The organism is Shewanella sp. 10N.286.52.E4 (genome assembly GCF_041468785.1).
Lineage (GTDB): Bacteria > Pseudomonadota > Gammaproteobacteria > Enterobacterales > Shewanellaceae > Shewanella > Shewanella electrodiphila.
The window spans coordinates 73416-97524 of sequence record NZ_JBFRJJ010000019.1 but is presented as its reverse complement, the minus strand read 5'-3'; the positions used below and the strand labels follow the sequence as shown (position 1 = coordinate 97524).

22 protein-coding genes are annotated in these 24109 nt (G+C 40.8%); 6 read left to right on the top strand and 16 right to left on the bottom strand.

Going from position 1 to position 24109, the window contains the following annotated elements; genetic code table 11:
* Positions 1-11 precede the first annotated feature (11 nt).
* The 6 genes from AB4153_RS10125 to AB4153_RS10100 form a co-directional block, all read right to left on the bottom strand.
* Positions 12-713: a 23S rRNA pseudouridine(2604) synthase RluF gene (locus tag AB4153_RS10125; RefSeq protein ID WP_102528310.1), complete on the bottom strand. Its 702-nt coding sequence runs from the start codon at positions 711-713 to the stop codon at positions 12-14.
* A gap of 14 nt (positions 714-727) precedes the next feature.
* Positions 728-1432 (bottom strand): hypothetical protein, encoded by a 705-nt coding sequence (locus AB4153_RS10120; protein WP_102528226.1) that lies wholly within the window; start codon positions 1430-1432, stop codon positions 728-730.
* Between the two features lie 163 nt (positions 1433-1595).
* Positions 1596-2927, bottom strand: coding sequence for a Na+/H+ antiporter NhaC family protein (locus AB4153_RS10115; RefSeq protein ID WP_371997282.1), 1332 nt, complete (start codon positions 2925-2927; stop codon positions 1596-1598).
* Between the two features lie 467 nt (positions 2928-3394).
* Positions 3395-3985: a TIGR04211 family SH3 domain-containing protein gene (locus tag AB4153_RS10110; RefSeq protein WP_303567680.1), complete on the bottom strand. Its 591-nt coding sequence runs from the start codon at positions 3983-3985 to the stop codon at positions 3395-3397.
* Positions 3986-4214: 229 nt separating this feature from the next.
* A complete protein-coding gene (locus tag AB4153_RS10105) occupies positions 4215-5483 on the bottom strand; it encodes an inorganic phosphate transporter (protein WP_102528229.1) in 1269 nt (422 codons plus the stop codon).
* 25 nt (positions 5484-5508) lie between these two features.
* Complete coding sequence (locus AB4153_RS10100) at positions 5509-6192, bottom strand: TIGR00153 family protein (protein ID WP_229371395.1); 684 nt, start codon at positions 6190-6192, stop codon at positions 5509-5511.
* 224 nt (positions 6193-6416) lie between these two features.
* Between AB4153_RS10100 and AB4153_RS10095 the strand changes: the two genes are divergently transcribed.
* Positions 6417-7898: an inorganic triphosphatase gene (locus AB4153_RS10095; RefSeq protein ID WP_371997279.1), complete on the top strand. Its 1482-nt coding sequence runs from the start codon at positions 6417-6419 to the stop codon at positions 7896-7898.
* Between the two features lie 102 nt (positions 7899-8000).
* Here AB4153_RS10095 and AB4153_RS10090 read toward each other — a convergent pair whose 3' ends face one another.
* From AB4153_RS10090 to AB4153_RS10055, 8 genes are all read right to left on the bottom strand, one after another.
* Entirely contained in the window at positions 8001-8810 is an 810-nt protein-coding gene (locus AB4153_RS10090) for an ion transporter (protein ID WP_371997278.1), read from the bottom strand.
* A gap of 153 nt (positions 8811-8963) precedes the next feature.
* Positions 8964-9287, bottom strand: coding sequence for a hypothetical protein (locus AB4153_RS10085; RefSeq protein WP_102528233.1), 324 nt, complete (start codon positions 9285-9287; stop codon positions 8964-8966).
* Positions 9288-9316: 29 nt separating this feature from the next.
* Positions 9317-9973: a hypothetical protein gene (locus AB4153_RS10080; RefSeq protein WP_102528234.1), complete on the bottom strand. Its 657-nt coding sequence runs from the start codon at positions 9971-9973 to the stop codon at positions 9317-9319.
* Positions 9974-9980: 7 nt separating this feature from the next.
* Complete coding sequence (locus AB4153_RS10075; RefSeq protein ID WP_102528235.1) at positions 9981-10670, bottom strand: PspA/IM30 family protein; 690 nt, start codon at positions 10668-10670, stop codon at positions 9981-9983.
* Positions 10671-10681: 11 nt separating this feature from the next.
* Positions 10682-11095 carry a YjfI family protein gene (locus AB4153_RS10070; RefSeq protein WP_102528236.1) on the bottom strand — a complete coding sequence of 138 codons (414 nt, stop codon included), beginning with the start codon at positions 11093-11095 and terminating at the stop codon, positions 10682-10684.
* Positions 11096-11175: 80 nt separating this feature from the next.
* A complete protein-coding gene (locus tag AB4153_RS10065) occupies positions 11176-12924 on the bottom strand; it encodes a polyamine aminopropyltransferase (protein WP_371997276.1) in 1749 nt (582 codons plus the stop codon).
* 4 nt (positions 12925-12928) lie between these two features.
* Positions 12929-13828 (bottom strand): DUF350 domain-containing protein, encoded by a 900-nt coding sequence (locus tag AB4153_RS10060; RefSeq protein WP_102528238.1) that lies wholly within the window; start codon positions 13826-13828, stop codon positions 12929-12931.
* Positions 13829-13837: 9 nt separating this feature from the next.
* Positions 13838-14806 (bottom strand): hypothetical protein, encoded by a 969-nt coding sequence (locus tag AB4153_RS10055; RefSeq protein WP_102528239.1) that lies wholly within the window; start codon positions 14804-14806, stop codon positions 13838-13840.
* A gap of 240 nt (positions 14807-15046) precedes the next feature.
* Between AB4153_RS10055 and glnE the strand changes: the two genes are divergently transcribed.
* The 3 genes from glnE to AB4153_RS10040 all read left to right on the top strand — a co-directional run bounded on the left by glnE (position 15047) and on the right by AB4153_RS10040 (position 19686).
* Positions 15047-17914 (top strand): bifunctional [glutamate--ammonia ligase]-adenylyl-L-tyrosine phosphorylase/[glutamate--ammonia-ligase] adenylyltransferase, encoded by a 2868-nt coding sequence (gene glnE / locus AB4153_RS10050; protein WP_371997312.1) that lies wholly within the window; start codon positions 15047-15049, stop codon positions 17912-17914.
* A 327-nt stretch (positions 17915-18241) separates the two neighbouring features.
* The gene (locus AB4153_RS10045; protein WP_102528241.1) at positions 18242-19210 is read left to right on the top strand and encodes a sensor domain-containing diguanylate cyclase; all 969 of its coding nucleotides are present in this window, start codon (positions 18242-18244) and stop codon (positions 19208-19210) included.
* Between the two features lie 194 nt (positions 19211-19404).
* A complete protein-coding gene (locus AB4153_RS10040) occupies positions 19405-19686 on the top strand; it encodes a DUF3081 family protein (RefSeq protein ID WP_102528242.1) in 282 nt (93 codons plus the stop codon).
* A gap of 129 nt (positions 19687-19815) precedes the next feature.
* Here AB4153_RS10040 and zapE read toward each other — a convergent pair whose 3' ends face one another.
* Together zapE and AB4153_RS10030 are read right to left on the bottom strand one after the other, a co-directional pair.
* Positions 19816-21024: a cell division protein ZapE gene (zapE, locus tag AB4153_RS10035; protein WP_371997275.1), complete on the bottom strand. Its 1209-nt coding sequence runs from the start codon at positions 21022-21024 to the stop codon at positions 19816-19818.
* Positions 21025-21112: 88 nt separating this feature from the next.
* Positions 21113-21733, bottom strand: a complete 621-nt coding sequence (locus AB4153_RS10030) for a response regulator transcription factor (protein WP_102528244.1) — start codon at positions 21731-21733, stop codon at positions 21113-21115.
* Positions 21734-21962: 229 nt separating this feature from the next.
* Here AB4153_RS10030 and AB4153_RS10025 point away from each other — a divergent pair, with 229 nt between their 5' ends.
* Together AB4153_RS10025 and AB4153_RS10020 are read left to right on the top strand one after the other, a co-directional pair.
* Positions 21963-23282: a polymer-forming cytoskeletal protein gene (locus AB4153_RS10025; RefSeq protein ID WP_371997273.1), complete on the top strand. Its 1320-nt coding sequence runs from the start codon at positions 21963-21965 to the stop codon at positions 23280-23282.
* A 479-nt stretch (positions 23283-23761) separates the two neighbouring features.
* Complete coding sequence (locus AB4153_RS10020) at positions 23762-24100, top strand: P-II family nitrogen regulator (protein ID WP_102528246.1); 339 nt, start codon at positions 23762-23764, stop codon at positions 24098-24100.
* The last annotated feature ends 9 nt before the right edge of the window (positions 24101-24109 follow it).

The window sequence follows — 24109 nt, the reverse complement described above, 5'->3', positions numbered from 1 at the left end:
ATTACAGGCATCTAGAGTTTCAGTAGGTGCCTTAGAACCGAAATTTCTGCGGCCTCTAGGGGCCGCATTTGTTTTTCTGCTAAGTTCAAAAGTTCACAATTCATTATACTCATACGCACCAAATCAATCACGTTATAGCCTAGAGCTTTAGCCATTCTACGGATCTGTCGGTTTAAACCTTGGGTCAACGTAATTTGAAATTGATTCTCACTGACTGCGGTAACTTTACAAGGTTTAGTGGTGACATCACGATAGCTTACCCCTTGGCTCATTTTCTCAATAAACTCATCATTAAAAGGGCGATCTACTGTTACTAGATACACTTTTTCATGGCCAAAATCTGGGTGCATTAATCGGTGGGTTAATTCACCATCATTTGTGAGCAATAACAGCCCGCGTGAATCCTTATCTAATCTACCAGCAGGATAGAGCCTAGGAGCGGGCGGTAGAATATGGATAAGACTAGATGGAAGGTCGGGCAATAAGCGGCAGTCAATGCCTACAGGTTTGTGATACAGCCAATACTGTTTACTTTCAATAGGGGCAATTGGCGCACCATCCAATAAGATATTAGGATTAACAGCAGATTGATTCACTCTATCTAATGGTGATGCCTGTTGGCCGTTAAAACTGACACGACCAGCAGCAATAAGTCGCTGAGCTTGACGTCTTGAGCTGACACCACAATGGGCGAGGTATTGTTCTAAACGCATATTAACTGACAAGGTTAATCGCTCGCAAAGGTGAGGTTTGATAGCTGTTTTTGCTGAAACTTAATCATTTTTTTCATATTTAGCCCCAGCAAGACACACCATAATATATTGGCTTGAGTCAGTACCCACATGACTAAAGACACCCAACAAATATCGCCGACTCTATGAGTGCAAGGATCAAAATCAAGCGTAGACCAGTTGAGTAAATACATTAACGCAATAGAGAAAATTAGCCCAATAATGTTAAAGCCAAATAAAGATGTTGAAAGTGAACTTTTTTTTCTAAAGTAATCAATGAAACAAAAGCTGTGCAGTAGAAAAGTACAAATGAGATAACCAGTTGAAAAGAAACGATGTTGCTCAAGAAAGTTAATTGGAAAAATACCAATCAGTACAATTAATACCCCTAGAATAGCGCCAGTAATGGTAATGATCCTGCTATATACATCGGTAAAAACATAATATCGCGCCAGCATCGAAAGCATCAAACAAGCGCCGCCAATCACTAAGCCCATGTTATATACAATCGCTAAAGGCGAACTCATGTAGTCGCCTAAGGTGTCAGCGCGAATACTTAATGGACTGACTCCTAATCGAGCAACCTCAGCAATAAGTGCAGTACTAATCCCCAAACCACTGATCAACGCCGTCGCTAAAGACATGAAAATAATCATTAAATGTAAATCGTAATGTTTATTGGCTTCAATTGTTTGACTCATGAATGGCTTAATATCTGCTTTCGTTAACTAATTGTTAGTGACAGATTATCACTAATCGACATATTTTATTAAGAGGGAGATGCAAAAAACCTGATATAAATTGCCAGTTGGCATTTCTATATCAGGTTTTAAAAGCGTTAAACTTATCGTCTAACCGCGCTGATTAGTTGCGCTTGCGTAAAATCACAATGGCTACAGCGACTACCGCTAAAATCATGCAGTACCAAGCGTAAGAGATGGCTGCTAATGGGCTAATAGCAAATGTAGATGCTATCAATAATGCTTGGGCGCCATGAGGGATAAGACCCTGAACAATACAAGCGAAGATATCTAATACACTTGCAGCACGTTTAGGTTCAACACCATGTTTTTGAGCTAAATCTTTAGCAATATCACCAGCAACGACAATCGATACAGTGTTGTTTGCCACACAGGTATTGGTGGCTGCAACAATACTGGCCATACCTAATTCAGCTGCTCGGCTTGACTGACCGCCTTTAGTTTTTGAGAAACGTTTGATTAGTAATTCAATTTTTTCACTGACAAACTTCAGTCCACCTTGCTGCTGCATTAGTGCAGCTAAACCGCCAACAAGCATTGAAAGGATGAAGATTTCTTGCATGTTAGTGAAACCAGCATAAATATCTTGTCCAAACTGGATTACACCGTAATCAGCTACAAACAGCCCTGTTGCTCCAGCAAGTAAAATACCCACGGTTAGCACAACGAACACATTCACACCCGCAACTGCTAGAAATAAGATGGTTAAGTAAGGGATAACATTGATGATATCAATTTCTTGCGCGGCGACCTCAGCTTGTCCTTGGCCTGCAAAAGCAAATAGCACAAGCGTGATTAATGATGCTGGTAAGGCAAAGATTAAGTTCTCGCGGAACTTATCTTTCATCTCACAGCCCTGTGTTCGGGTTGCAGCAATGGTGGTATCAGAAATAATCGACAAGTTATCACCAAACAACGCACCTGACATAACAGCACCTGCCATTAGGGCGTAATCAATTTGCGCTTGGTCAGCAACACCTAAAGCAATTGGCGCAACAGCAGCAATGGTGCCCATTGAGGTGCCCATAGCGGTTGCAATGAAGGCGGCAATAACAAAGAAGCCAGGAAGCAACATGCTTGAAGGGATCATTGAAAGACCTAGTGCAACGGTTGCATCAACACCACCAGTGGCTTTAGCAACAGATGCAAAAGCACCTGCGAGTAAGTAAATTAAACACATCGCGATGATGTTGCTGTGACCGATACCCGCAATAAAGGTATCAATAGACTGATTTAGTTTTTGCTTCGATAGCAATAGCGCCAAAATAATCGCAGGTAAAATAGCGATGACACTTGGTAATTGATAAAAAGCGAAATCTACCCCTTGGCTTTGAAAGTAAACGCCAGCACCGATAAATAGGGCTAAAAAGGCGAATAGAGGCAATAAAGCGATAAAGGAGGCTGGGCTCGTCGTAGTTGTATTTTTTGTCGTCAAGGTCGTCTCTCTTTTTTTATTTCAGTGATACTGGTTATGCGTCTATGGATGCAATTGAGTACTTTAGCAAACTCTTCATTAATAGTCGTATTATGATGACTTCTTAAGTTCTGGCAAGCATAGGAGATCTACAAATTAGTGTCAATCTAGACGTCTAGACTTCTTTGCTTCTGAGCTAACTTTTACAAAATACACTAGGTTTCGTTTTGTAAAATTAACATTTGCGTATAAAAAATGTTGTGTGAGCGGGATTAATAAGCAAGTTGTGAGGCAAAGCTAGTGGCTCGCAAACACGTTGGTTTAATTTAGCTTCAGATTACAGTTGTTTTTGATGCGCGTGTAAGGGGCAATTGAATACTGACAAGGTTAATAAAGGGCATTAGAAAACAGGTTTGATCTTGTATTGGAATCAACAAAAAAGCCAATGCAGAGCATTGGCTTTATAGCGTGCACTTAAATAGCTGAAGTTACATCCAGCGACTTTTCTGTTTACGCTGTGGTCTTGGTAAATAAACCAAAATAATGCCAATTAATGCGCCTAAACCTGCAATCAATGCGCCTTGTTGCCACATTTTAGATTGAGCATTATCTTTAATCGATTGCAGCTGCTGGTTAGCTGTATCACGTTCATTAGTGACTTTTGTTAACTCTGATTGCAACGAAGCAATTTGGTTGTTCGAAGACGTTAGCTGTTGTGCAACAGATTCTGAACTTTGATCTAATTGCGCTAAGGTTGATTTTGTTTGCGCTAATTCAGCTTCAATAATCGGTAAGCGAGTTCGCAAGCTTGAACCTGTTTCAATCAAGTCTGACTTTACCCAGCCTTCACGATCTTTATGATCACGAACTTTACTGTAATCGTTTTGCGTCTCGTTTAATAAGGTAATTGTCTGGCCAGCTTCAATACTGCCTAATATACGATACTGAGTACCTGGACCACCGTGGATGTAAATAAACACATCGTCAGTAATGTAATGCGTCTGAGCCATTAAACCTTTTGAGAGCAGTAGCAGGGCTACTAATGTAAGCATTCTGAACACGTTATTTTTCCATACCATTAGAACTATCCGTCATGCTATTTATTTAGCGACTTGATTGCAAGGAAGAACGTCAAAGACTTATTTAAATAAGCGGTATTACTGATGTAAATGTGCATTATTAGTCAAAAACGCTGCAATCATTGCTTTTATTGCACGGTTTATTAGGCATTTTAACACTCAAAAAAGAGCCACAAAAAAGCCGGACATTTTCATGACCGGCCTTTTAAGCAATATAGCAATCGCTATCTTAGCTAAATACACCCTTAATGGTGAAGAAGAACAAGATAGATAATGCGGCACCTGCAGGGAGAGTAACTACCCAAGAGATGACGATATTACGGACTACACCGATATTAATTGCAGCAATACCACGTGCCATTCCCACACCCAATACAGCACCAACAAGTGTCTGTGTTGTAGAGATAGGAAGACCAGTACCAGATGCAATGACAACCGTTGAAGCAGCTGCTAATTCTGCAGCAAAACCACGACTTGGCGTTAGGTGAGTAATGTTTTTACCAATGGTTTGCATAACGCGCTTACCAAAGATAGCTAGACCCATTACGATACCAACAGCACCTAAAGGTAGAATCCACCAAGCTAATGCTGCTTTAGACTCAATTTCACCGCCACTGTTAACAACAGAAACAACTGCCGCTAATGGGCCAATTGCGTTAGCAACATCGTTTGAACCATGGGCAAATGCCATACAACAAGCGGTAACAACCATTAAGATAGCGAATACTTTCTCTACGTTTGCATACTCAGCTTGACGGTTAACATTGGTTGGCATGTTTAAGCGACCAATAGCCACTCTACCGAAGATCCCTACACCGATAGCAACAGCAAGTGCTAAACCGTATGCTTCAACGGTAGAGAAGTGTAAACCAACGTGCTTAAGTCCTTTTGTTATAGTCACAAGCGACATAATAAAGCCCGCAAGTCCCATGTAAAAAGGCACGAAACGTTTTGCGTTCGCGAGTGGGTCATCGGTGTTGAAAATTAACTTTTGAACACTTTGGAACAGCATGAAAGCAATGAAACCGGATATCGCAGGTGTTACCACCCATGAGCCGATAATGCCAACAACTTTACCCCATTCAACCGCTTCAGTACCAACACCTACAGCAGCAAAACCAACAATGGCGCCAATGATAGAGTGAGTCGTTGATACAGGCCAGCCTAATGCCGACGCCGCGATTAACCATAAACCTGCCGCTAATAAAGAGCCGATCATGCCGTATACCAGTAATTCAGGCGATTCAACGAAGAAACTTGCGTCAATAATACCTTTACGAATAGTACTGGTCACTTCACCACCTGCTAAATAAGCACCGGCAAATTCGAAGATCATTGCAATAATAATTGCTTGTTTGATTGTGATGGCGTTGGAACCTACTGAGGTACCCATAGCATTGGCAACGTCATTTGCGCCAATACCCCATGCCATCAAAAATCCAAATACAGCCGCAATACCAATTAGCATTGGGCCATTGGTGACTAATACATCAACCATGTTGTTTCCTTGATAACCTTGTTAGTTATGAACTGCGAGCTAACATTAGCTCTAGGCGAGAGCCTACACGCTCAGCTAAATCAGCCAAGCCTCCAACCCATTCGATGATTTTGTACATGAACATTACATCGACAGGATTCAAATCTGCTTCCAAGCTTAGTAGTAAACGACGTACTTGGATCTGCAAATCATCAGAATCAGCTTCAATCAGATCTAACTCATTGATCATCTTAGCGACTAATTCGACTTCACGACCACGGAAACCTGTTTCTAGAAGGTCATCGAGTTCGTTAATTGCTTGCTTAGCAAGAGAGACAGCATCTAAACAACGTTTGAGGTAAGCGTTAAACGGTGCTTGAACTGGTTGAGGGAACACTAATTGGCGACCAATAATTCGGCCTGAGATGTCTTTAGCTTTGTTGGCGATTTTGTCTTGTTGAGTTAATAACTCAAGCAAGTCAGTACGCTCAACAGGCATGAACAACCCACTAGGAAGGGTAAGACGAATTTCACGCTTCAGCGCGTCAGCGTCATTTTCTAATAAACTAATTTGCTTACGTACATTTACAGCTTCATCCCAATCACCCGAAGTCGTTGCTTCAAAGAAGGGTACGAGTAAAGATGCACATTCGTGAACTTTATCTATATGCTGTTCTAATGGTTTAAGGGGTGATTTTGCAAACACACCTAAAATAGAGTTTACTGGCATTGCGGTTAACCTATTTAATGATTCCAAAGTTGGAAAAACGGGCGCATGTTACCTCAAGCGTCCGCATATTGAAACTGTGTTTTTAATTTAATCTACAGTTATTAGCGCTCAGTATATAGAACTGAGTTGCGCAATCCTAAGGGATTTTTATTACAGAAATGTGACATTATGAACTTAACATGACGCATTTATGAAGATTTAATGACAAGGTGAGTAGAAAGTCAATGGACGCTGAGATAGAACTGAAGCTGTTTATGCAGTCGCAATACCATGATTTACTAGTTAAATTACTCAATGGAATGAGCGAATCCACACCACAAAATACCCGTGAATTATCCAATAAATATTTCGATACAGCAGCATTACAACTTCGTCGTTGGAAGATGGGATTGCGGGTAAGAAGTAGTGAAAACTTTACAGAGCAAACCATTAAAACTGCAGGCTCAGTTATTGGTGGTATTCATACACGACCTGAATACAATGTCCCTATTGAACAAAAAATACCCTCTCTTAATTTGTTTCCTAAAGACATCTGGCCAAATGAAGCGGATATCGACGGATTACAACAAGACCTACATTGTGTTTTTGAGACCAATTTTACCCGCCAAGCTTGGCATATTTATATCGAAGGTAGCTTAGTTGAAGTGGCATTTGATGTCGGTGAGGTGCTTGCTAATGGTGAATCAGAGCCTATTTGTGAAATTGAGTTTGAATTATTAGCAGGTGAAGCATCAGCTTTATTACACCTTGCCATTGAAGTGGCGCGCACCATTCCGGTTCGACTAGGTAAAGCCAGCAAGGCGCAGCGTGGTTATCAATTATCTGGGCACCAACATTCAGCTCCGCTAGAGAAGATAGATTACATTTGTCTGCCAACAGACAAGAGCTTGCCAAGAACCTTAGAAGTATTACTGGAAACAGGTATCGAGCGTTGGCAAATCATTGAGTCCTTATTGATTGAAACCCGAGATATTCCTCATCAAGCTAAACTTTGGATGCAGCTCAGGGCATGTGTCAGATTATTAAGGCTGACCTTGAGTCAATTTGGGTTACTTAACAAGCAAGTTTTGCAATATTTTGAATTAATAGAACAGCAAATGCAGTTCATTGAGCCATTGCAAAGTTTAAGTCTTATTTTAGATGAACAAAAAAAGTTACTTGGTAAACGGGCAGATAAAGCCGTGATCACCGAACTCGTGATGACAAAAGTCACTGAGTTGGTTTCAAGCCATAAACTGGCTCACCTTTGGCAAGTGCCAGAGTATGGACAACTGCAATTATCATTAGTCGATTTATTATTAAAAACCACTAACGGTAGCCATCAGATGGTGGATTACCCTGAACTTGGCTTATTTGCTAATCATTTACAGCAGGACTCTTGGCAAAAAATTGTTAATTTAATGCCGGTAACAGCTGCAATGGACAGTTTGGATTATCAAAAGGTTGCCCAGAGATTAGACGAAAGTATTTTGGTTGGCTTTGCTTATGGTGAGTTATATCAAGCTGAAGATAGAGAAGCCTTTCGCGCCCCTTGGCAAGACCTGGCGTTAGGGATCCAAACATTAGGCAGTTATCAATTATTATCTGAAATCACCCAAGACAGTGATATTGAAATCGCGAGTTGGTTGGAAGATAAAGCACAAAGTTTACTTTTTGCGATGGAGCACTCTCGTAAAAGTGCGCTTAAAAATCAACCTTACTGGTAATCATGTTAACCAAGTGAGTTGTTTAATGAATAAAGAAAAGACCTATCAAACGATAGGTCTTTTTGTTTGAACGCTATACAGTTTTATTGCTAATTTTGAAGATCATTTTCTGCTGATTTCTTGACGCAAGCGGGTGATTTCTTCCAGCATCTGCTGTTGGTTCTTTTCCATTTGAGCTTGATTCTGCTCCATTCTGGAAATCGCTTTTTCAAGCTCAAATTTAATCTCATTTTTATTGGTTTCATTGCGTTCATTTTCATCTGGCGCAACAAATACTGACGCCATATAGCCTGAGATAACACCAAAAAAGCTCACACCACTCATAATAACAATCGCCCCAACAACGTGGCCGACACTGCTCACAGGGTAGTAGTCACCGTACCCTACAGTTGAAATGGTCACGAGTGTCCACCAAATAGCTTGTTCAGCGGTTTCAATATTGGCACCTTCAACACCCGCCTCAACTAATAAAATCACGATAGAAGCGGTGGTTAAGATAAACACCATTGCTAGTAATAGGCTGGCTAATGTGGTTTGTTTACGTTGTTTTAGTAACGGTACGATGAGTGCGCGGCTAACTCTAATAAGCCTAATGACTCGAAGAATTTGGAATACACGGGCGATACGCAGGGCTTCAATGGCAGGAATACTGGCAACAAAGTCGATCCAATGATGGCGTAGATAGAATTTTTTATTGCTGGCTTTGATTAGGCCATAGAAGAATCGCGACATGAATATCATACAAATACTGAGATCGATAAACAGTAATAGCTGTCTTGTCTCAGGGTCGACATGACTGAATGTCAGCACTAATACCACGACGACAGAAAACAGTGATAACACCATCATGGCTAAATCAAATGGACTAGGACCATTTAAGGCTTTCAGTGACCAGCGTTTTTTTTCACTCATGTTAAAAATCCGTTTATACAATAAATCTTTGCAATGATGCTAACAATGTAACTGTGGCGAGACAATCTCAAGGCATAAAAAAACACGCTCAAAGGCGTGTTTTATGTTCGATAAATATCATTACGGTATTAACCGTAATCAGTGGCTAACAAATTACACATCAACAAATTGGACTAAATCATCAAGCACGCGCTTTTTAATTTCAAGCTGTGCATCTGATGCTAATCCATACCGTTGGGCCAGAATGACATAATCATCTTGGCTTAATGACACGGTCAATCTTGGTCGTTTAGGACGTTTTGTCACTTCTAAACCTAAGATGGAGCGAATTTGATCTGAAGGGCTAACACCTGCATCAAGCGCAGCTTTACGAATTAAGTATTGAAACTTTTCATCGAGGTCAAAAGCCACTTGAGTTGCTTTTGCTGCTTGCTGATTTTTAATCCATGTATCTGGTAATGATTTACCTTTACTCATGTCAGGTGTTACTCCTTAAATTGCGAAGATTAACTTGCTGGCCAAAACTCGCGAATGTCAGTCACTGGACGATACAAGGTTAACATTACATCTGTATCGCCGCCTTCGTACACTTCAATATCGACGGCTTGAGAATCTTCATTATTAACCAATGAATAGCTTTCAAATGCATTACCACGGTGCTGACTGCTATCATCTTGAGGTGGTTTTTGACCTCGGTAATCTTCACGATGGAAGTAACCAAAACAGCCAAACTCAACTTGATGATATGCGCTAGCAAGCCAACGTCCGTATTCGCTATCTAATTCATTGGACAATGAAAGGGTTTTCAGCTCAGCGTTACCTGGTTCTTCAAAAATTTGACCAAATTGGTCTAAATCAAATAGCTGTTCTACAACGGCTCGATTAACTTTGATTGAAAAACTTAAATACGCTTCATCTTCTTGATGATACGAGAGGTAAATGGCTGTGCCACTATGACCTCTAAGTAACCACTCACATTGCTGTGAACGTTCATACTCATAGGTATGTACTTCTTCAACTTTAAGTTGCTGCCCACGTAACTGTTCAGGTAAAGCAAAACTATCATCAAGGGAGATCATATCTCCCTTTAGTAGTTTGTTTACATGATCAAGCTGACGTTTTGGGGCTTCTTTCTTGCCGAAAAGGCCACTTAGAAATCCCATAGCTTAATTAACCTTTTTTCGCTTTTAGGCGCTCTAATACAGCATTAGCATTAGATTTTTGCTCGCCAATACCTGCTTCAGCTAGTTTAGCGTGCAGCGACTTGTCACTGTTTTCTTCAGCTAAGGCTTCAGAAGCTTGTAGGCGGTCATCAAACGACTGCTGACGCGCTTTGATACGCTCTAAAGAATCTTTAGCATTCATTAGCTTCGAGTTACTTGAAGCAAATGAGTCAGTGATAGTCGCTGTAGCTTTTTGAACACTTTCAGTGGTCTTAACCATGCTTAACTGACGTTGGTAATCAGTTAACTGACGTTCAGTTTTCTTCACTAAGTCTTTTAAACGTACTGCGTGAGCAGAGAAGCTTGTATTAGCTGACTCTTGGTCTGCAAGTTCTTGGTCAAGTTGAGCAATTTTCTCTGCGACTTCGATAGCTAAAGCTTCGTTATCTTTTTCAAGCGCTTGAGTGGCATAACCTTCATGCTCAGTAATGCTACGCTTAAGGCGGTCAACTTCACGGCTGGCTTGCATTTCTTTGGCCATCACATCAGTTAATTCACGCTTCGCTTTGGTTAGATGCTTTTCTGCATCACGAATTTCTTGTTCAAAAATACGGGTAGAATTTGCGTCGACAATATTTTGACCGACTTCATTAGCACCACCGCGAAATGCCGTTAAAATTTTATTTAAAATGCCCATGATATGGCTCCTTACTTCAAAAATTCGACAAGTTCGTCGATGACTTCTAAACAGTTATCAGACAATACTGATAATTCTTGTTCAATCTCTTCCATGCTTGAGGTGACGGATAGTGCACCGTAAACCACATACTTATCATCAATTTTTGCAAACGATGAAAGTGGCATTGGAATATTAAGTTCCAGCATGGTTTCAAACATTTGAGTGCGAGTGTCTTCTTTGACTTCGCTCTCATCCCATAAGTAACTGATGCACAAAATTTGGTTGTCAGTTACCGATACGAATACGGGTAATTCTTCACGACCAGCAACGTTGACTTGTAATACTTCGACATCACCGTCAATTGGGAAACAATCAAACTTCAAACCGGTATGACTCTCGTCGCCGAGTTCTGTTAGGTGATTAGCAATCTTATGGATATTCATATTTGTCCTTGTTGACATATTATGTCTTAGGTTTCAAAGATAGCACTTAGACATATTATGTCAAGGCTATTTTTGGTAGATTAAAAAAGATTCATCCCTTGATTCTCAGACCATGACGCTAAGTGGTAATGATAAAGCTGTAATGATCCAATTGTATTAATCTTAATATTGTCTTTGTCATCATAAAAGTTACCGGGGAATTCAAAAGAAGCGTGGATTAAACCCGGCGTTAACCAATCTTCTTCGATGGGTAACTGTTCGTTATGAGCTAGGCGTGTTCTTGCATCGAGCCCTGAACGCGTTGCTATGGTCCAGCCCCACTCACCAAAACTAGGCACATTATGGTGATATTGCTCAACCGTAAAACCGGCTGATTCGATAGTGTTACCTACCGAGATAAACGCTTGTTGGGCATGATAAGGCGAGGTCGACTGTACCGTCATTGCACCATCAGCACTTAATAATTCTGCCAGTTTGCGGTAAAACAAATCAGAATATAATTTATTTAAATCGGGATGGCTTGGATCAGGCAAATCGATAATGATTGAATCAAACCTTTGATTATCACTAATCAGTTTATCTACGCCATTAAAGGCATCATCGTAGATAAGTGTCACTCGAGGATCGTTTAGCGCATCACCATTTAATGCCAACATGGCATTGCTTACATGCTCTGGCATGTTGTCTTGTGGCTGCTTAAATAAATCTACTAACTTTTCATCAAGATCCATTAACGTGACTGATTTCGGCTGCCACTTTAATACCTGTTTGAGCCCTAGACCGTCACCGCCACCAATAATCAGTACATTGTCCTGTCTCGCACTTGCTGCCAGAGTAGGGTGGACTAAAAAGCTATGATAGATGTGCTCGTCGATACTTGAGAACTGTAATCTGCCGTTAATGTAGAGTGAGTAAACAGGCGCTTGACCATTACCCCGCAATCTTTCAGTAAAAGTTAATTGCTGAAAACGTGTGGCTTCTGCATACACAACTTTGTCTTTATACAGCAGGTTATTGAAGTTTTGTTCCCAACTTGGGCCATGCATTGCCAATAATACCAATACGCCACTGGCGATAAAGTGCCCTGTTAAGATCAACTTTGCCCAGCGGATCTGATCCCAAAAACGCCAGATAAACACAAAACCAGCTAATAAATTCACACTGGCAGTCAGTGCTGCTGCAAGTTGAATGTCCAGCGATAGCATGAACATAACCCAAATGGCTGCCCCGACACCTGCACCGACATAGTCAGCGCCGTATATGGTGCCCGCATTGTGCAGCAGATGTTCTTCTGAAAGCGATTGACGTACACGGGCAATCAGTGGGATTTCCATTCCGATCATCAAGCCCAGAATAACCCCCCAAACATAAGGTAAGTATTCACTTAAGTTTTGTAAGGTGCCAATAAAGCCGCCGTCAGGAATATGATCAGGTGGTAGGCCCAGTGTATTGGCAATTATTAATGGCAGTTGTTGACCAAAGCCAATAACTGCAGCGGTGATTAAAATGGCCAATGAACCACAAAATGCCACTGTCAGTTCAAGTAAGGCAAAACCAGTAAAGGCGCAGCGAATTTTGCGAGCTGCAAAAGCACCAATACCCATCGACACAATCATAATACCAATCATGGTATAAATAGCGGCTTCAAGCGCGCCTAAAATACGGCCCGCATAGTGAGATAAGAGGTATTCGTAAATAAGACCGCAGCCAGCAAGGAGTGCCATAATGCCCAATAAAAGAGCATCATCGAACCAAGCTAAGCTGCGTTTAGAAGGACTGCTCTGCTTGTTGCTGCCCTCCTGGCCATTTTCAAGCAAAGTGTTATTCATCAAATTACGCCATTAATGCCGCAAGAATAAGGGCGATACTGACACTAATAGCAAGTTCTACGGCTGCAACACCGACGTTATGCTGTTTCTCTACTTCGTCAGTTAAGTTAATTTGCGCCAGTACTAGCTTTTTAACGACGGCCAATAATACTGATAGTGCAATTAACATGATTATAGAGAAGGTTAACCAACCAACAATATTCATAAAGTAAGCAGAAGGGTCATAAATGATGAAATGGCTTGCCGCATTAAAGGTAAATGCCATCGCAATCATATAACCACTGTGACGCACTGCAATAGCAACTTGGCCTTGTTCTAAGGCTTTTTGCATTGAATCACCTTGATTACGTTTCGCATATTGATGCTCACGGAATCGGGTTAAGATCACTAGCATTAGCTGTGAAATCAAAAACGCAGTGAAAATAGCAATAAAGGTATCAAGGGTGATGTCTTCAGCCCACATTAATACTGAGCGGATGATAATCGCAGTAGCAATTGCGGCAGCGGCATCAACAATAGCAATCGACATATTGCCATTAACGATTTGACTGTTTTTGTCCACTTCATTTAGCGCAACTTTATCATGTAAGAAACGGCCAAATTTAATCAATACTAAACCGAATACACCATAGAAAGTCATGCCTATAGCTTCCATTGCGTAAGAGTTTGCAGCTTCACCAGTGATAGCACCAGTTAATACAATACCCAAGGCTAAAACCGCGCCTGCTGTGCTAACACCAAAAGCGAAGTTATCGCGTTCGGCTAATTCTGCACGGCTATTGACTCGCACACTCCAGCCTTGTAGATAACGCATTAGCGCTAACAAAACTACCGCAATGGTAATGTCGATTGCTAAAATAATAGCCAGGTCTAGGGTGAGCCCGAAGTCAGTTAAAAATGTCATGATTATTCCTTATTTGCCTCGGCGTACACCGCGAGTTGTGCGGCTTGATGAATTACGGAAACTGCTGTCTTTAGAGTAGGTCGAACGGAACTTACTTGAACTTGCACTTCTGGTGCCCGTTGTACTGGCTTTTGGCGCTGAAGTACTTTGTCTTGATAAACTTGTAGAGCCTGTGCGAGATTTTGCGTACGGGCTATTAAACTGTTTACCTTGAGAGTTAAACGTTTTCTTGGTGTTCTCGTAGGTGCGATTTTGCGCACTAGCCTGCTTTGGCGATGTATAACGGTAACGGCCTACATCGTTGTAGTAGCTGTAACCACGGTTATTTGACCAACGGTCGTAACGTACTGGGTTCATCACATTTGAGAACATCGAGTACATGCCGTACCAGGCCCAAAATGACATGCCACTGGAGTTACTTTGCCAGCTACCATAAGACGGGTTACCGACAAGTTGACTACCTGCGCCAAAATCTTCACTGCCATTGGCCAGTGCTGCAGCTTCTCGGCTGATAGAATTAACTCGTGCAAGCTGCCCGCCAGATAAATCGGCTACAACATTGACTGGATCTGACAGCATATCGTTATACAGACTTGAATCAGCTGCTTGGTAAATATTCTGCGCTTCTTCTAACTGTTGATCTAAATCGATGAAGTTGGCTGAATCAGATAATTCACTGGTACGTCTTTGTAGGGACTGGAACATTGGCCCTGATGTTCCCGCATCTTTTGCGAGCTCATCTAATAAAGGGACTAAATCAGGTTTACTTTGCTTAAGTAAGTTAGCGTACTGATTGAGCAAGGTCGCATTACGCAATTCACCCGCATTGAGCATCGAGTTTAATTGCCCCAAACGTTGTTGAGACAATTGCTGATACTGAGCAATTTTTTCAGGTCTGTCGTCACCACAGCCTGTTAATGTTAAGCACAATATTATCGTTGAAAATACTGCGAGGACACGGGGAAGCATGCCAGCCATGTTTTCTCCAAATGGTAAGAAATTCATCTATAAATATAATAACAAACCGCATAAATATGTGCTCAATTACGACCAAATATTTATACGGTTAGGTATAACTAGTATACAGGTTATAGTAATCTTAATGGCATATTCAATTAAGACTTACATTAAACTTTTGTTATGAATGGTATAGCACATTTCGACATAATATGTCGATTGGAAAGTGTAACGCCGTATGTAAATTGCTGAAGGGATCGAATAATAATGCAAAACCAAAGTAACAATGCCTTATCTGCCGAATTATCTAACATTGCAGAACGTTACTGGTTAAGACTGTCTGATGAATGGCCTGAGGTTGCAGACAAACTTAATCAAACCCAGCAGCAAGAGTTAAGGACTGTTTTTGGGTTAAGTGATTATATTGCCGAGCAACTTTGTCGTAACCCTCACTGGATTGAAAGTTTATTCAATGGCTTAATTGAAGACGTCGACAGACAGACTTTTTCTGCAGAACTTGACGCTAAACTTGAAGTACTAACTTCAGAGGAGGCCGTCAAATCAGCACTGCGTCAATATCGAAACCTGCAGATGGTGCGCTTAGCGTGGCGCGATTTCAAAAATTATTCCGATGTTGAATCCTCGTTATTAGATTTATCTGCACTTGCTGAAGCTTTAGTGATTGCCGCACGGGATTGGCTTTATAAAGAAATGTGCCAGCAATTAGGCACGCCTAGCGATGAAGAAGGTAACCCACAACCTTTGCTTATTCTCGGGATGGGTAAGCTCGGTGGCCGTGAACTGAATTTTTCCTCTGATATCGATTTAATCTTTACCTTCCCAGAGCACGGCGAAACCATTGGCGGCCGACGCGCTCAAGCCAATCAACAATTTTTTATCAGAATGGGGCAGCGATTAGTTAACTTATTGGATCAAGTTACGGTTGATGGTTTTGTGTTTCGTGTTGATATGCGTTTGCGTCCTTATGGTGAAAGTGGGCCATTGGTTGTGAGCTTCAGTGGTCTTGAAGATTACTATCAAGAGCAAGGACGAGACTGGGAACGTTACGCCATGGTGAAAGCGCGAGTGCTTGGCCCTTGGACACAATACAGTGACGATTTACATGATCTGTTAAGACCTTTTGTTTACCGAAGATACATCGATTTCTCAGCAATCGATTCATTAAGAAAAATGAAACAGTTAATTGCCCAAGAAGTTCGCCGACGTCAATTGACCGATAACATTAAACTGGGCGCAGGCGGTATTCGAGAAGTTGAATTCGTAGTGCAAAGTTTTCAGCTTATTCGTGGTGGTAGGGAGCCGTCATTGCGCCAACAAAGTTTATTCGGTGCGATTGATACTTTATATAACTTAGGCCAACTTGAGTATCTTGCGGTAGACGAGTTGAAGCACAATTATATTCTGCTGCGGCGCGTCGAGAATTTACTTCAAGCCATTGATGACAAACAGACGCAAACCCTACCTGACAATAGTGTGGATTGGCAGCGGTTGTGTATTGCGATGAAATGCGAGGATGAAACTGAATTAAGAGCCAAAGTGACCGATGCTATGGCGCGGATCCACGGCCATTTTAAAGAGACTGTTGGCGGTGAAGATGAACATGATCAAACTGAGCATTGGACCAGTCAATTATGGGTGATTGAAGATCCTGACAATGCAGCAGCGTTATTGGATGAGCATTTAGTGGATGATGCGAACTTTTGGCCTACATTAATTGAGTGGCGCTCCACCACCACAAAACGCTCTATTGGTCCTAGAGGACGCGAAACCCTTGAAAAACTCATGCCTAGGTTGTTGTCTGAATTGCTCGAACAACCTATTCCAAGTGTTGCATTAAAAGCAGTGTCTGGTGTGTTAGAGCAGATTTTAACTCGCACCACTTATCTTGAACTATTGTGTGAAAATCCTGGTGCTCGACAGCAGTTGATTAGCTTATGTTGCGCTAGCCCTTGGATTGCAGAAGAGTTAGCCAACTTTCCAATGTTGTTAGATGAGCTAATCGACCCATCGCAACTTTACGACACCACCTCAGTTGACGATTACCCAAGTGAATTAAGACAGTATCTACTGCGTGTGCCAGAAGATGACATGGAAATGCAGATGGAAGCATTACGACAATTTAAGTTGTCTCAGCAGCTAAAAATAGCAGCTGCTGATGTGACAGGGGTTTTACCTGTGATGGAGGTGAGCGATCACCTTACCTTTTTGGCTGAAGCGATTATCGAACAAGTTGTGCTGCAAGCATGGCATCAAGTGTCGGCTCGACATGGAGTACCAGAAGGCACTAGCCCTGATAAAATGGGCTTTGCCATTATTGGTTATGGCAAGTTAGGCGGAATCGAACTCGGTTATGGTTCAGATTTAGATTTAGTATTCTTGCGTAATAGTCTCAACACCGGGGAAACCGATGGCAAGAGACCCATCGGTATTGGCCATTTCTATTTAAAGTTGGCACAACGCATTGTGCATTTGTTTGCCACGCGCACAACATCTGGCGAGTTGTATGAAGTCGATATGCGCCTAAGACCTTCAGGTGCATCCGGTTTATTAGTTACCGAAGTCGAGCAGTTTAAAGAATACTTGCAAACAGAAGCGTGGAATTGGGAGCATCAGGCGTTAGTTCGTTCTCGTTTTGTTTATGGTGATAATCAACTTGCTGCTCGCTTTAGTGAGATCAGAACTGAAGTATTGTCGCAGCCTCGAGAACTCACTGAACTGGCAAAGCTCGTCAGAGACATGCGTATTAAGATGCGTGACCATTTGCTAAAAGTCAGTAGTGATAAGTTTGATTTAAAACAAAGCGTGGGCGGCATTGCTGATATTGAGTTCATGGCGCAATATTTGGTGCTTGCTAACGCTAATGAGCATAAAGAGTTAGCCATTTGGTCTGATAATGTACGCATTTTTCAAGTGCTAGCTGAGCTTGAAATTTTACCTATGATGACCGCACAACATCTGACGCAAACTTATTGTTGGTTACGAGATGAAAATCATCGACTGACTTTACAACAACAAAAGGGCCAAATAGATGCTGATGTTGCAGATAAAAACGTCTCTCAGGTTATTGACATTTATCAGCATATTTTAGGTTCTGAACTTAACCCGTAGCAGTTTTGGTTATCAGTTGTGGTTATCAGTGATGGCTTTTAGTTAATTTTGCCATGGCTAATTAAAACTTTAATTAGCCATGATGCTTAGGAAAAATATAAGTATCACAAAAGTAAAAAGCGGGTGAAGCTGCTTAGTTAATTACAACATATGGAAGCTCGCTTCACTTTTGACTGATTAATTAGAATAATGGTTCAGATATTTAGCAGAGTGAACTTAAAGCTACTACGCTGAATGTTATCTAGTAACTGATTGAATTGAAATTTAAATACGTTACTGCTAATAATAAAAACAACACCTTACTCTTCGACACTCTGGGCTGGAAACATGTTAACTGCACCGATACGCGACAATGAAGAAGCGCGCTTACAAACCCTGCGGAATCTAAATGTATTAGATACAGCAGCAGAAGAGCGCTTTGATCGTATTACTCGATTAGCTAAACGGTTATTTTCAGTCTCTATATGTTTAGTGAGCTTAGTTGATGAAAATCGTCAATGGTTTAAATCGTGTCAAGGCCTTGTTGCTACTGAAACCCCACGTGATATTTCATTTTGTGGTCATGCTATACATCATGATGGGCCATTTGTGATTAATGATGCCTCAGCTGATCCCCGATTTAGTGATAACCCTCTTGTTACACAAGCGCCGCATATTCGCTTTTATACTGGCCACCCCTTAACCATGCCTAACGGTATGCGAGTGGGCACTTTATGTATCATTGATGATAAACCTCGAGAGTTTGGCGAAGAAGATCAAGTCGCACTTAAAGATTTAGCTGAAATGGTTGTGTCAGAGTTAGTGTCTATTCAGCAAACAACCTTAGATGAATTGACCGGGATTTCTAATCGCCGTGGTTTTGAAGTCTTGGCAAACCAGGCTATGGCGACGTGGGATAGAAATAACGTAGGCAGTTGCTTAGTCTTTTTTGATTTGGACTTTTTTAAAGAAATTAATGATTCTCATGGCCATGATGCTGGAGATAGGGCACTAAAAAGCTTTGCAAATTTATTGACCCAAGAGTTCAGAGACTCTGATGTTATTGCTCGCTTTGGTGGTGATGAATTTTTGGTATTATTTTGCGAATGTAATGATGGTCATGTGACATTTGCACTAGAGCGCTTTAAGCGTGCACTTAAAATGCATAATGCTACAAGTAATGAGCCATTTGAGCTTGCTTATAGTGTCGGGTTTGCTTCTCGAAAGGCGAAACAAGAACTTGATGTTATTCAGTATTTAGAACTAGCAGATAAAGAAATGTACCAAGTTAAAGCACTACATCACCACGAGCGCTGAAGCAAATTGATACATTATCTGGCCATTCCGTTGACGATTTTCCGAGCTTTATCACTGTTCTATTTTATCACTCGCCTAGACTAAATGAATGAATAAGTAAGTGATCTTTTTCAGCGCTAAATGCGTAAATTAAGTATTGCTTATTTAACAGATTATCATTGTCGTAATTGCAGTATCTAGTCAGGAGTCTTTCCATGAAAAATGCCATAGATATTTATCAAGCACTGAAAGTGTTTAATAAAATCACTGAATTTGGTGAAAAGCAGGCAAGTGACGCTGGCTATAACTCTACCTATCACCTTTGTGGCTTGCACGCAGAAACGGGTTATGACGGCTATACCATTACCCTAAGTGATGGCCGAACTTCGCTTAATATTTACTTTCATAATAAATATCAATTTGACTACCCTGATAATGAAGCATTTGAAAACTTTATGCGCCGCTTTAGTGACGTGATGAAACATACCGTTCAATAAGGTTAGGCTCCCATACATGGTACTTGGTGCTTAGTACTTGGTGCTTAGTACTTGGTATTTAGCATTAACTGATTCTGAGCTTGAATCCAGCCTTATAACTGATTGGTTTTTTACCAATATTTCAACGTGTTAAGTCCAGCGCTTCATTTCTATTAAACGACTGATGGTTCTTCTAAATTCAAAAGACAATGCACCACCAGTGTATAGCTCATTGATATTGAAGCAGGAGCAGACTGTCAGTGATACTTTTTGGTCATAAAACTCATCGACTAAACTAATAAACCGCCTTGCTGGATCATCATTGGTGGCGTAATTTAGCTGACGTTCACCTGTCTTTGTGCCAATAGCTGCATCTTCAGTGCCTCTGGCTTTAATCCAAGATCTAACTTCTCCACCTAGTTGCGGTATTTCATCAATTACGACATGTTCAAATTGACTGGCAATTTCTATGTAATCTAATTGAGAGCGAGGTCCGTCACATAGCGCAGCAAAGTTAAACCAAATAAGTTTATTTACTCGGGCTTTAAAAGGAATTGGACGATTACAAATGATGATGTTGTCATTGTTAATACAAACAGCTGCTTCATGGGGATAGTATTTCCCAGCTAATTGAATAAATTCTTGGGGCTCCATCGTAAGAGGCAATGTAATTTGTTCTAGCAGTGGTGCGGCAGGGGCTTGGTTAATACGGTGATCAATCAAGCCGTTAAGTTCTACCTGATTAACTTGCTTAATTAATAGTTCAATAAAAGGTAAAAAACGCTCTCTTTGTAGCCCACCTTCATAGAGTCGATTAATTTCAATATTAGATGTAGCGACTAAAATGACGCCTTGATTAAATAAATGCTCGAATAGACGGCCGAGAATAATCGCATCACCAATATCTGAAACAAAGAACTCATCAAAGCAAATAACCTGATATTGGTCAGCGTATAGATGTGCAATATGAACTAGAGGGTCGTTAATTCCTTTACTGCTATTAAGTTGATGGTGAACAGCTGCCATAAACCGATGAAAGTGTAATCTGAGTTTACGCTCAGTGTTTAGATTATTGTAAAACAAATCCATCAAGAAGGTTTTGCCTCGGCCGACATCTCCCCACAGATACACACCTAACGGTGCGGCGTATTGGCTTTTGGAGGACTTAGTTGAAGGAGAGGTTATCGTTTGTTGATTATTAAGTTGCATGAACAACTGGTTTAGTGCCGTGAGCGCTTGCTCTTGAGCGGGATCATTAATCAGAACATCGTGGGTTGAGTCCCGAGAGCTTGATTTAGATTGCACTATTTTAGCGCGATATAACTGTAATAAATTGGTTGTCACGCTATTGCTACTCATTAGCCAAAAAGTCATTCCATATAGCAAAGTATATCAGCAATTAAATTAGCTTATAGCGGGATTTCATTCTCAATTATCGAAATAGTGTTTATACCTGAGTGAAAACATAAGACAGCTGGCCTCGGCTTGAAACATTGGTTTTTTTGAAAATATTCTGAATGTGCATTTTAACGGTATTGATTGAGATACTTAAATTGGCTGCAATTTGCTCGTTAGATAAGCCTTGGCACACTAACGACAACACTTGCTGTTCTTTTTTAGTGGTTAATGAAAGTAACTCTGTCTGGCGTTGGGTGATAGGTTGGCGCTTACGGGATTGAATATAGTGCGACATAGCATCATGGCTAAAATAGAGTTTATTGTTATCTATATTTTTTAATGCTTCGATGATTTCGATAATAGAAGCTGACACTGCCAAACCACCGTGAAAACCATTGGCGATTAGTAAGGTTTCAGTATCTGAGTTAAATGCAGTGCAAAAAGCAAGGTGTTTGCCTTCAGAGATAAGTTCTGCAGATAGATTTGGGATATGCTGCTTAGGATCATCAACAAAATGCAGAAGGATTTTTTTGTGCTGATCAGCTTGTTGCCAATGAAAGTCGAGAGGATCATGGCTGATAGTATTACATTTGAGTAGCTCAGTAATTTGACAGAGCTGTTTAGTCAGAGGCTCAGGAATATCGCCTAAGAATATATCCGATAAAATCATCTTACGTCCTTGTTGAATACAACCAACTATTGAAGTCCTTAACAATAGTTTGCTTATGTTAGCGAAGCGGATTATTACATATATTTTAGAAACACTGAAGTTATTAATGAATTAGCTAAATAAGCCTCGTTTTAAAGTGAATGACATGTAAATGCAATGTTATTTGTTGTTTTAATTTAGTTGGTTTACTATAAGTCGAAAATTTATAATAAAAAGGATACTGCTGGGTATGAATAACAAAGGAAACGGGGTGACTTTTATTGGTCCCGAAACTTCACTGGATGGGGAAATGACAGTAAAAGGGCCTGCTTTGATTGCTGGTCAAGTCAAAGGTGTTATTCGTTCAACAGACCAAGTTAAAATTGAAGTAGGTGGCGAAATTGACGGTGAGCTTTACTGTCAAGAATTACGAGTTTGTGGTGTGTTTAAAGGTTCTTTACACTGTAACAGTCTCGTCATCGTAAGCTCTGGTGTAGTTGAAGGTGATGTTTCAAGTCATAAAATGGAAATTTATGATGGTGGTCAATTCTTAGGTGCTAGAACTAAAGGCCCTGAGCAAGGCGTTTTACCTGAATTAGCGGCAGATGAACAACCTGTTGCTTCATATAACGCTCCATTTATCGAAGAGCCAGCATACGCCTCCCCAAAGGCTGAAGCGCCTATTGCAGAGGCGCCGATAGCACAGGCTGCAAAAGTGAGTAATGTTAACGTAATGGCTGAGCCGATTACGAATGTTGCTGTTGACGCTCCTCAAGTCAAAACTGAGATTAAACCAGAAGTTAAACCTGAACCAATTTCTGATATCAGAGACAACTTGCAAGCAGACATTCAAACGAATGAGCCTGTTTTAAAAGCAGAACCTAAAGCTGCTGCGCCGCAAGATCAACGTACTGCTGCAACATCAGCACCAGTACAAAGCAATGATGCTGAAGCTGCTTCAAAGCCAAAATCTAAACTTGAAATTAAGCCTCAGCCTAATCCTCAAGCGCAATTAGCAGCTAAAGCTGCGGCAGAAAAAGCGCAAGAGAAAAAGTCAGGTTCTACTAAGTTTGTTGTTGCTGGTGTTGTGTTAGCTGCTGCAGTAGGTGCAGTAGTTATGAAGCCTGAATTAGCAGAAGAATTAATGGCTCAATTCAATCAGCCTGCATCTCAAAATGAAGCATCTGTACCAGCAGTTAAAGATGTTGTCGTTGAAGAAGTTGTAGAAGCTGAAGACGTGTCAGAGCTTGATAATGTAGTTGATGCTGAAACCGCATTGGCTCAATTAGATGAAGCTGCACAATCTGAAGCCACGTCAGAGTTTGAAGCTGGCTTAGAAGAAGCGGCTGATGATCAGGAAGCATTATTAGCTGATTTAGGTACGAGCTTAGAGGCTGATATTGCAGCAGAAGCTGATGAAGTTATTGTGGCAGCTGAAGAAGCGACAGAAACTGATGCGGTAGATAAAACTCAAGTAGACAGTTTATTAGCTGATTTATTGGCTGAAGAACGTACAGAGTCAGTAGAAGCTGTTGATACTGTTGAAGACACTTCAACAGGTAATCTGTAACCTTTACAATCAGTCATTAGATTAACAGAATTAGATTGTTATATTTGACAGAAAAGAGTGAAATACCTAACGAAGGTATTTGATAAAAGGTCCTCAATTGAGGGCCTTTTTTTGTGCCATTGGGGCCAACTATATTTATACCGTCTCATCTTTTACCCACTTATATTTATTGCTTTATTATTCTATGGGTACTTTTATTAACGCTTTTATTTGCCGCTAGTCATTCGCCTTATTCTGGCTTTTAAAACTCCCACTAAACTCGTCAATTTAACCAAGTTTTAGTAAATCCATCGCACTCAATTCTCTGCGCTAATCTTGTGCGCACTGAAATGGAGCTGCACTTTGTTGGTGCGTTTTTGTCGTTATAAATATTATTGTTTTTATCATATCCCTTTAAAAACATGTACTTATAAGTTTGGCCTAATGATTGAATTGTAATTGGAAACAAATATATAACAATCACACTTTTGGAGGTCGAGATGAAACTCGTCAGCGCTATCATCAAGCCATTTAAATTAGATGATGTCCGAGAAGCAATTGCTGGAATGGGCATTGAAGGAATGACTGTAACTGAAGTAAAAGGTTTTGGTCGTCAAAAAGGGCACACTGAACTTTATCGTGGCGCAGAATATCAAGTTGATTTTCTTCCTAAAGTGAAATTAGAAATTGCCACTAAAGCAGAAAATTTAGAAGTATTACTTGAAGCAATTACTACAGCTGCCCATACCGGCAAGATTGGTGATGGCAAAATTTTCGTAACTGATCTTGAACAGGCAGTCCGTATCCGTACGGGTGAGCTTGATAACGAAGCACTATAAGGGGGCTGA

Coding starts and splice junctions, on each gene's coding strand:
- AB4153_RS10045 (WP_102528241.1), top strand. CDS start 18,242: ATGTTAACTGCACCGATACGCGACAATGAAGAAGCGCGCTTACAAACC.
- AB4153_RS10095 (WP_371997279.1), top strand. CDS start 6,417: ATGGACGCTGAGATAGAACTGAAGCTGTTTATGCAGTCGCAATACCAT.
- AB4153_RS10085 (WP_102528233.1), bottom strand. CDS start 9,287: ATGAGTAAAGGTAAATCATTACCAGATACATGGATTAAAAATCAGCAA.
- AB4153_RS10055 (WP_102528239.1), bottom strand. CDS start 14,806: ATGGCTGGCATGCTTCCCCGTGTCCTCGCAGTATTTTCAACGATAATA.
- AB4153_RS10125 (WP_102528310.1), bottom strand. CDS start 713: ATGCGTTTAGAACAATACCTCGCCCATTGTGGTGTCAGCTCAAGACGT.
- AB4153_RS10040 (WP_102528242.1), top strand. CDS start 19,405: ATGAAAAATGCCATAGATATTTATCAAGCACTGAAAGTGTTTAATAAA.
- zapE (WP_371997275.1), bottom strand. CDS start 21,024: ATGAGTAGCAATAGCGTGACAACCAATTTATTACAGTTATATCGCGCT.
- AB4153_RS10075 (WP_102528235.1), bottom strand. CDS start 10,670: ATGGGCATTTTAAATAAAATTTTAACGGCATTTCGCGGTGGTGCTAAT.
- AB4153_RS10025 (WP_371997273.1), top strand. CDS start 21,963: ATGAATAACAAAGGAAACGGGGTGACTTTTATTGGTCCCGAAACTTCA.
- AB4153_RS10070 (WP_102528236.1), bottom strand. CDS start 11,095: ATGAATATCCATAAGATTGCTAATCACCTAACAGAACTCGGCGACGAG.
- AB4153_RS10100 (WP_229371395.1), bottom strand. CDS start 6,192: ATGCCAGTAAACTCTATTTTAGGTGTGTTTGCAAAATCACCCCTTAAA.
- AB4153_RS10120 (WP_102528226.1), bottom strand. CDS start 1,432: ATGAGTCAAACAATTGAAGCCAATAAACATTACGATTTACATTTAATG.
- AB4153_RS10090 (WP_371997278.1), bottom strand. CDS start 8,810: ATGAGTGAAAAAAAACGCTGGTCACTGAAAGCCTTAAATGGTCCTAGT.
- AB4153_RS10065 (WP_371997276.1), bottom strand. CDS start 12,924: ATGAATAACACTTTGCTTGAAAATGGCCAGGAGGGCAGCAACAAGCAG.
- AB4153_RS10060 (WP_102528238.1), bottom strand. CDS start 13,828: ATGACATTTTTAACTGACTTCGGGCTCACCCTAGACCTGGCTATTATT.
- AB4153_RS10110 (WP_303567680.1), bottom strand. CDS start 3,985: ATGGTATGGAAAAATAACGTGTTCAGAATGCTTACATTAGTAGCCCTG.
- AB4153_RS10080 (WP_102528234.1), bottom strand. CDS start 9,973: ATGGGATTTCTAAGTGGCCTTTTCGGCAAGAAAGAAGCCCCAAAACGT.
- AB4153_RS10105 (WP_102528229.1), bottom strand. CDS start 5,483: ATGGTTGATGTATTAGTCACCAATGGCCCAATGCTAATTGGTATTGCG.
- AB4153_RS10020 (WP_102528246.1), top strand. CDS start 23,762: ATGAAACTCGTCAGCGCTATCATCAAGCCATTTAAATTAGATGATGTC.
- AB4153_RS10030 (WP_102528244.1), bottom strand. CDS start 21,733: ATGATTTTATCGGATATATTCTTAGGCGATATTCCTGAGCCTCTGACT.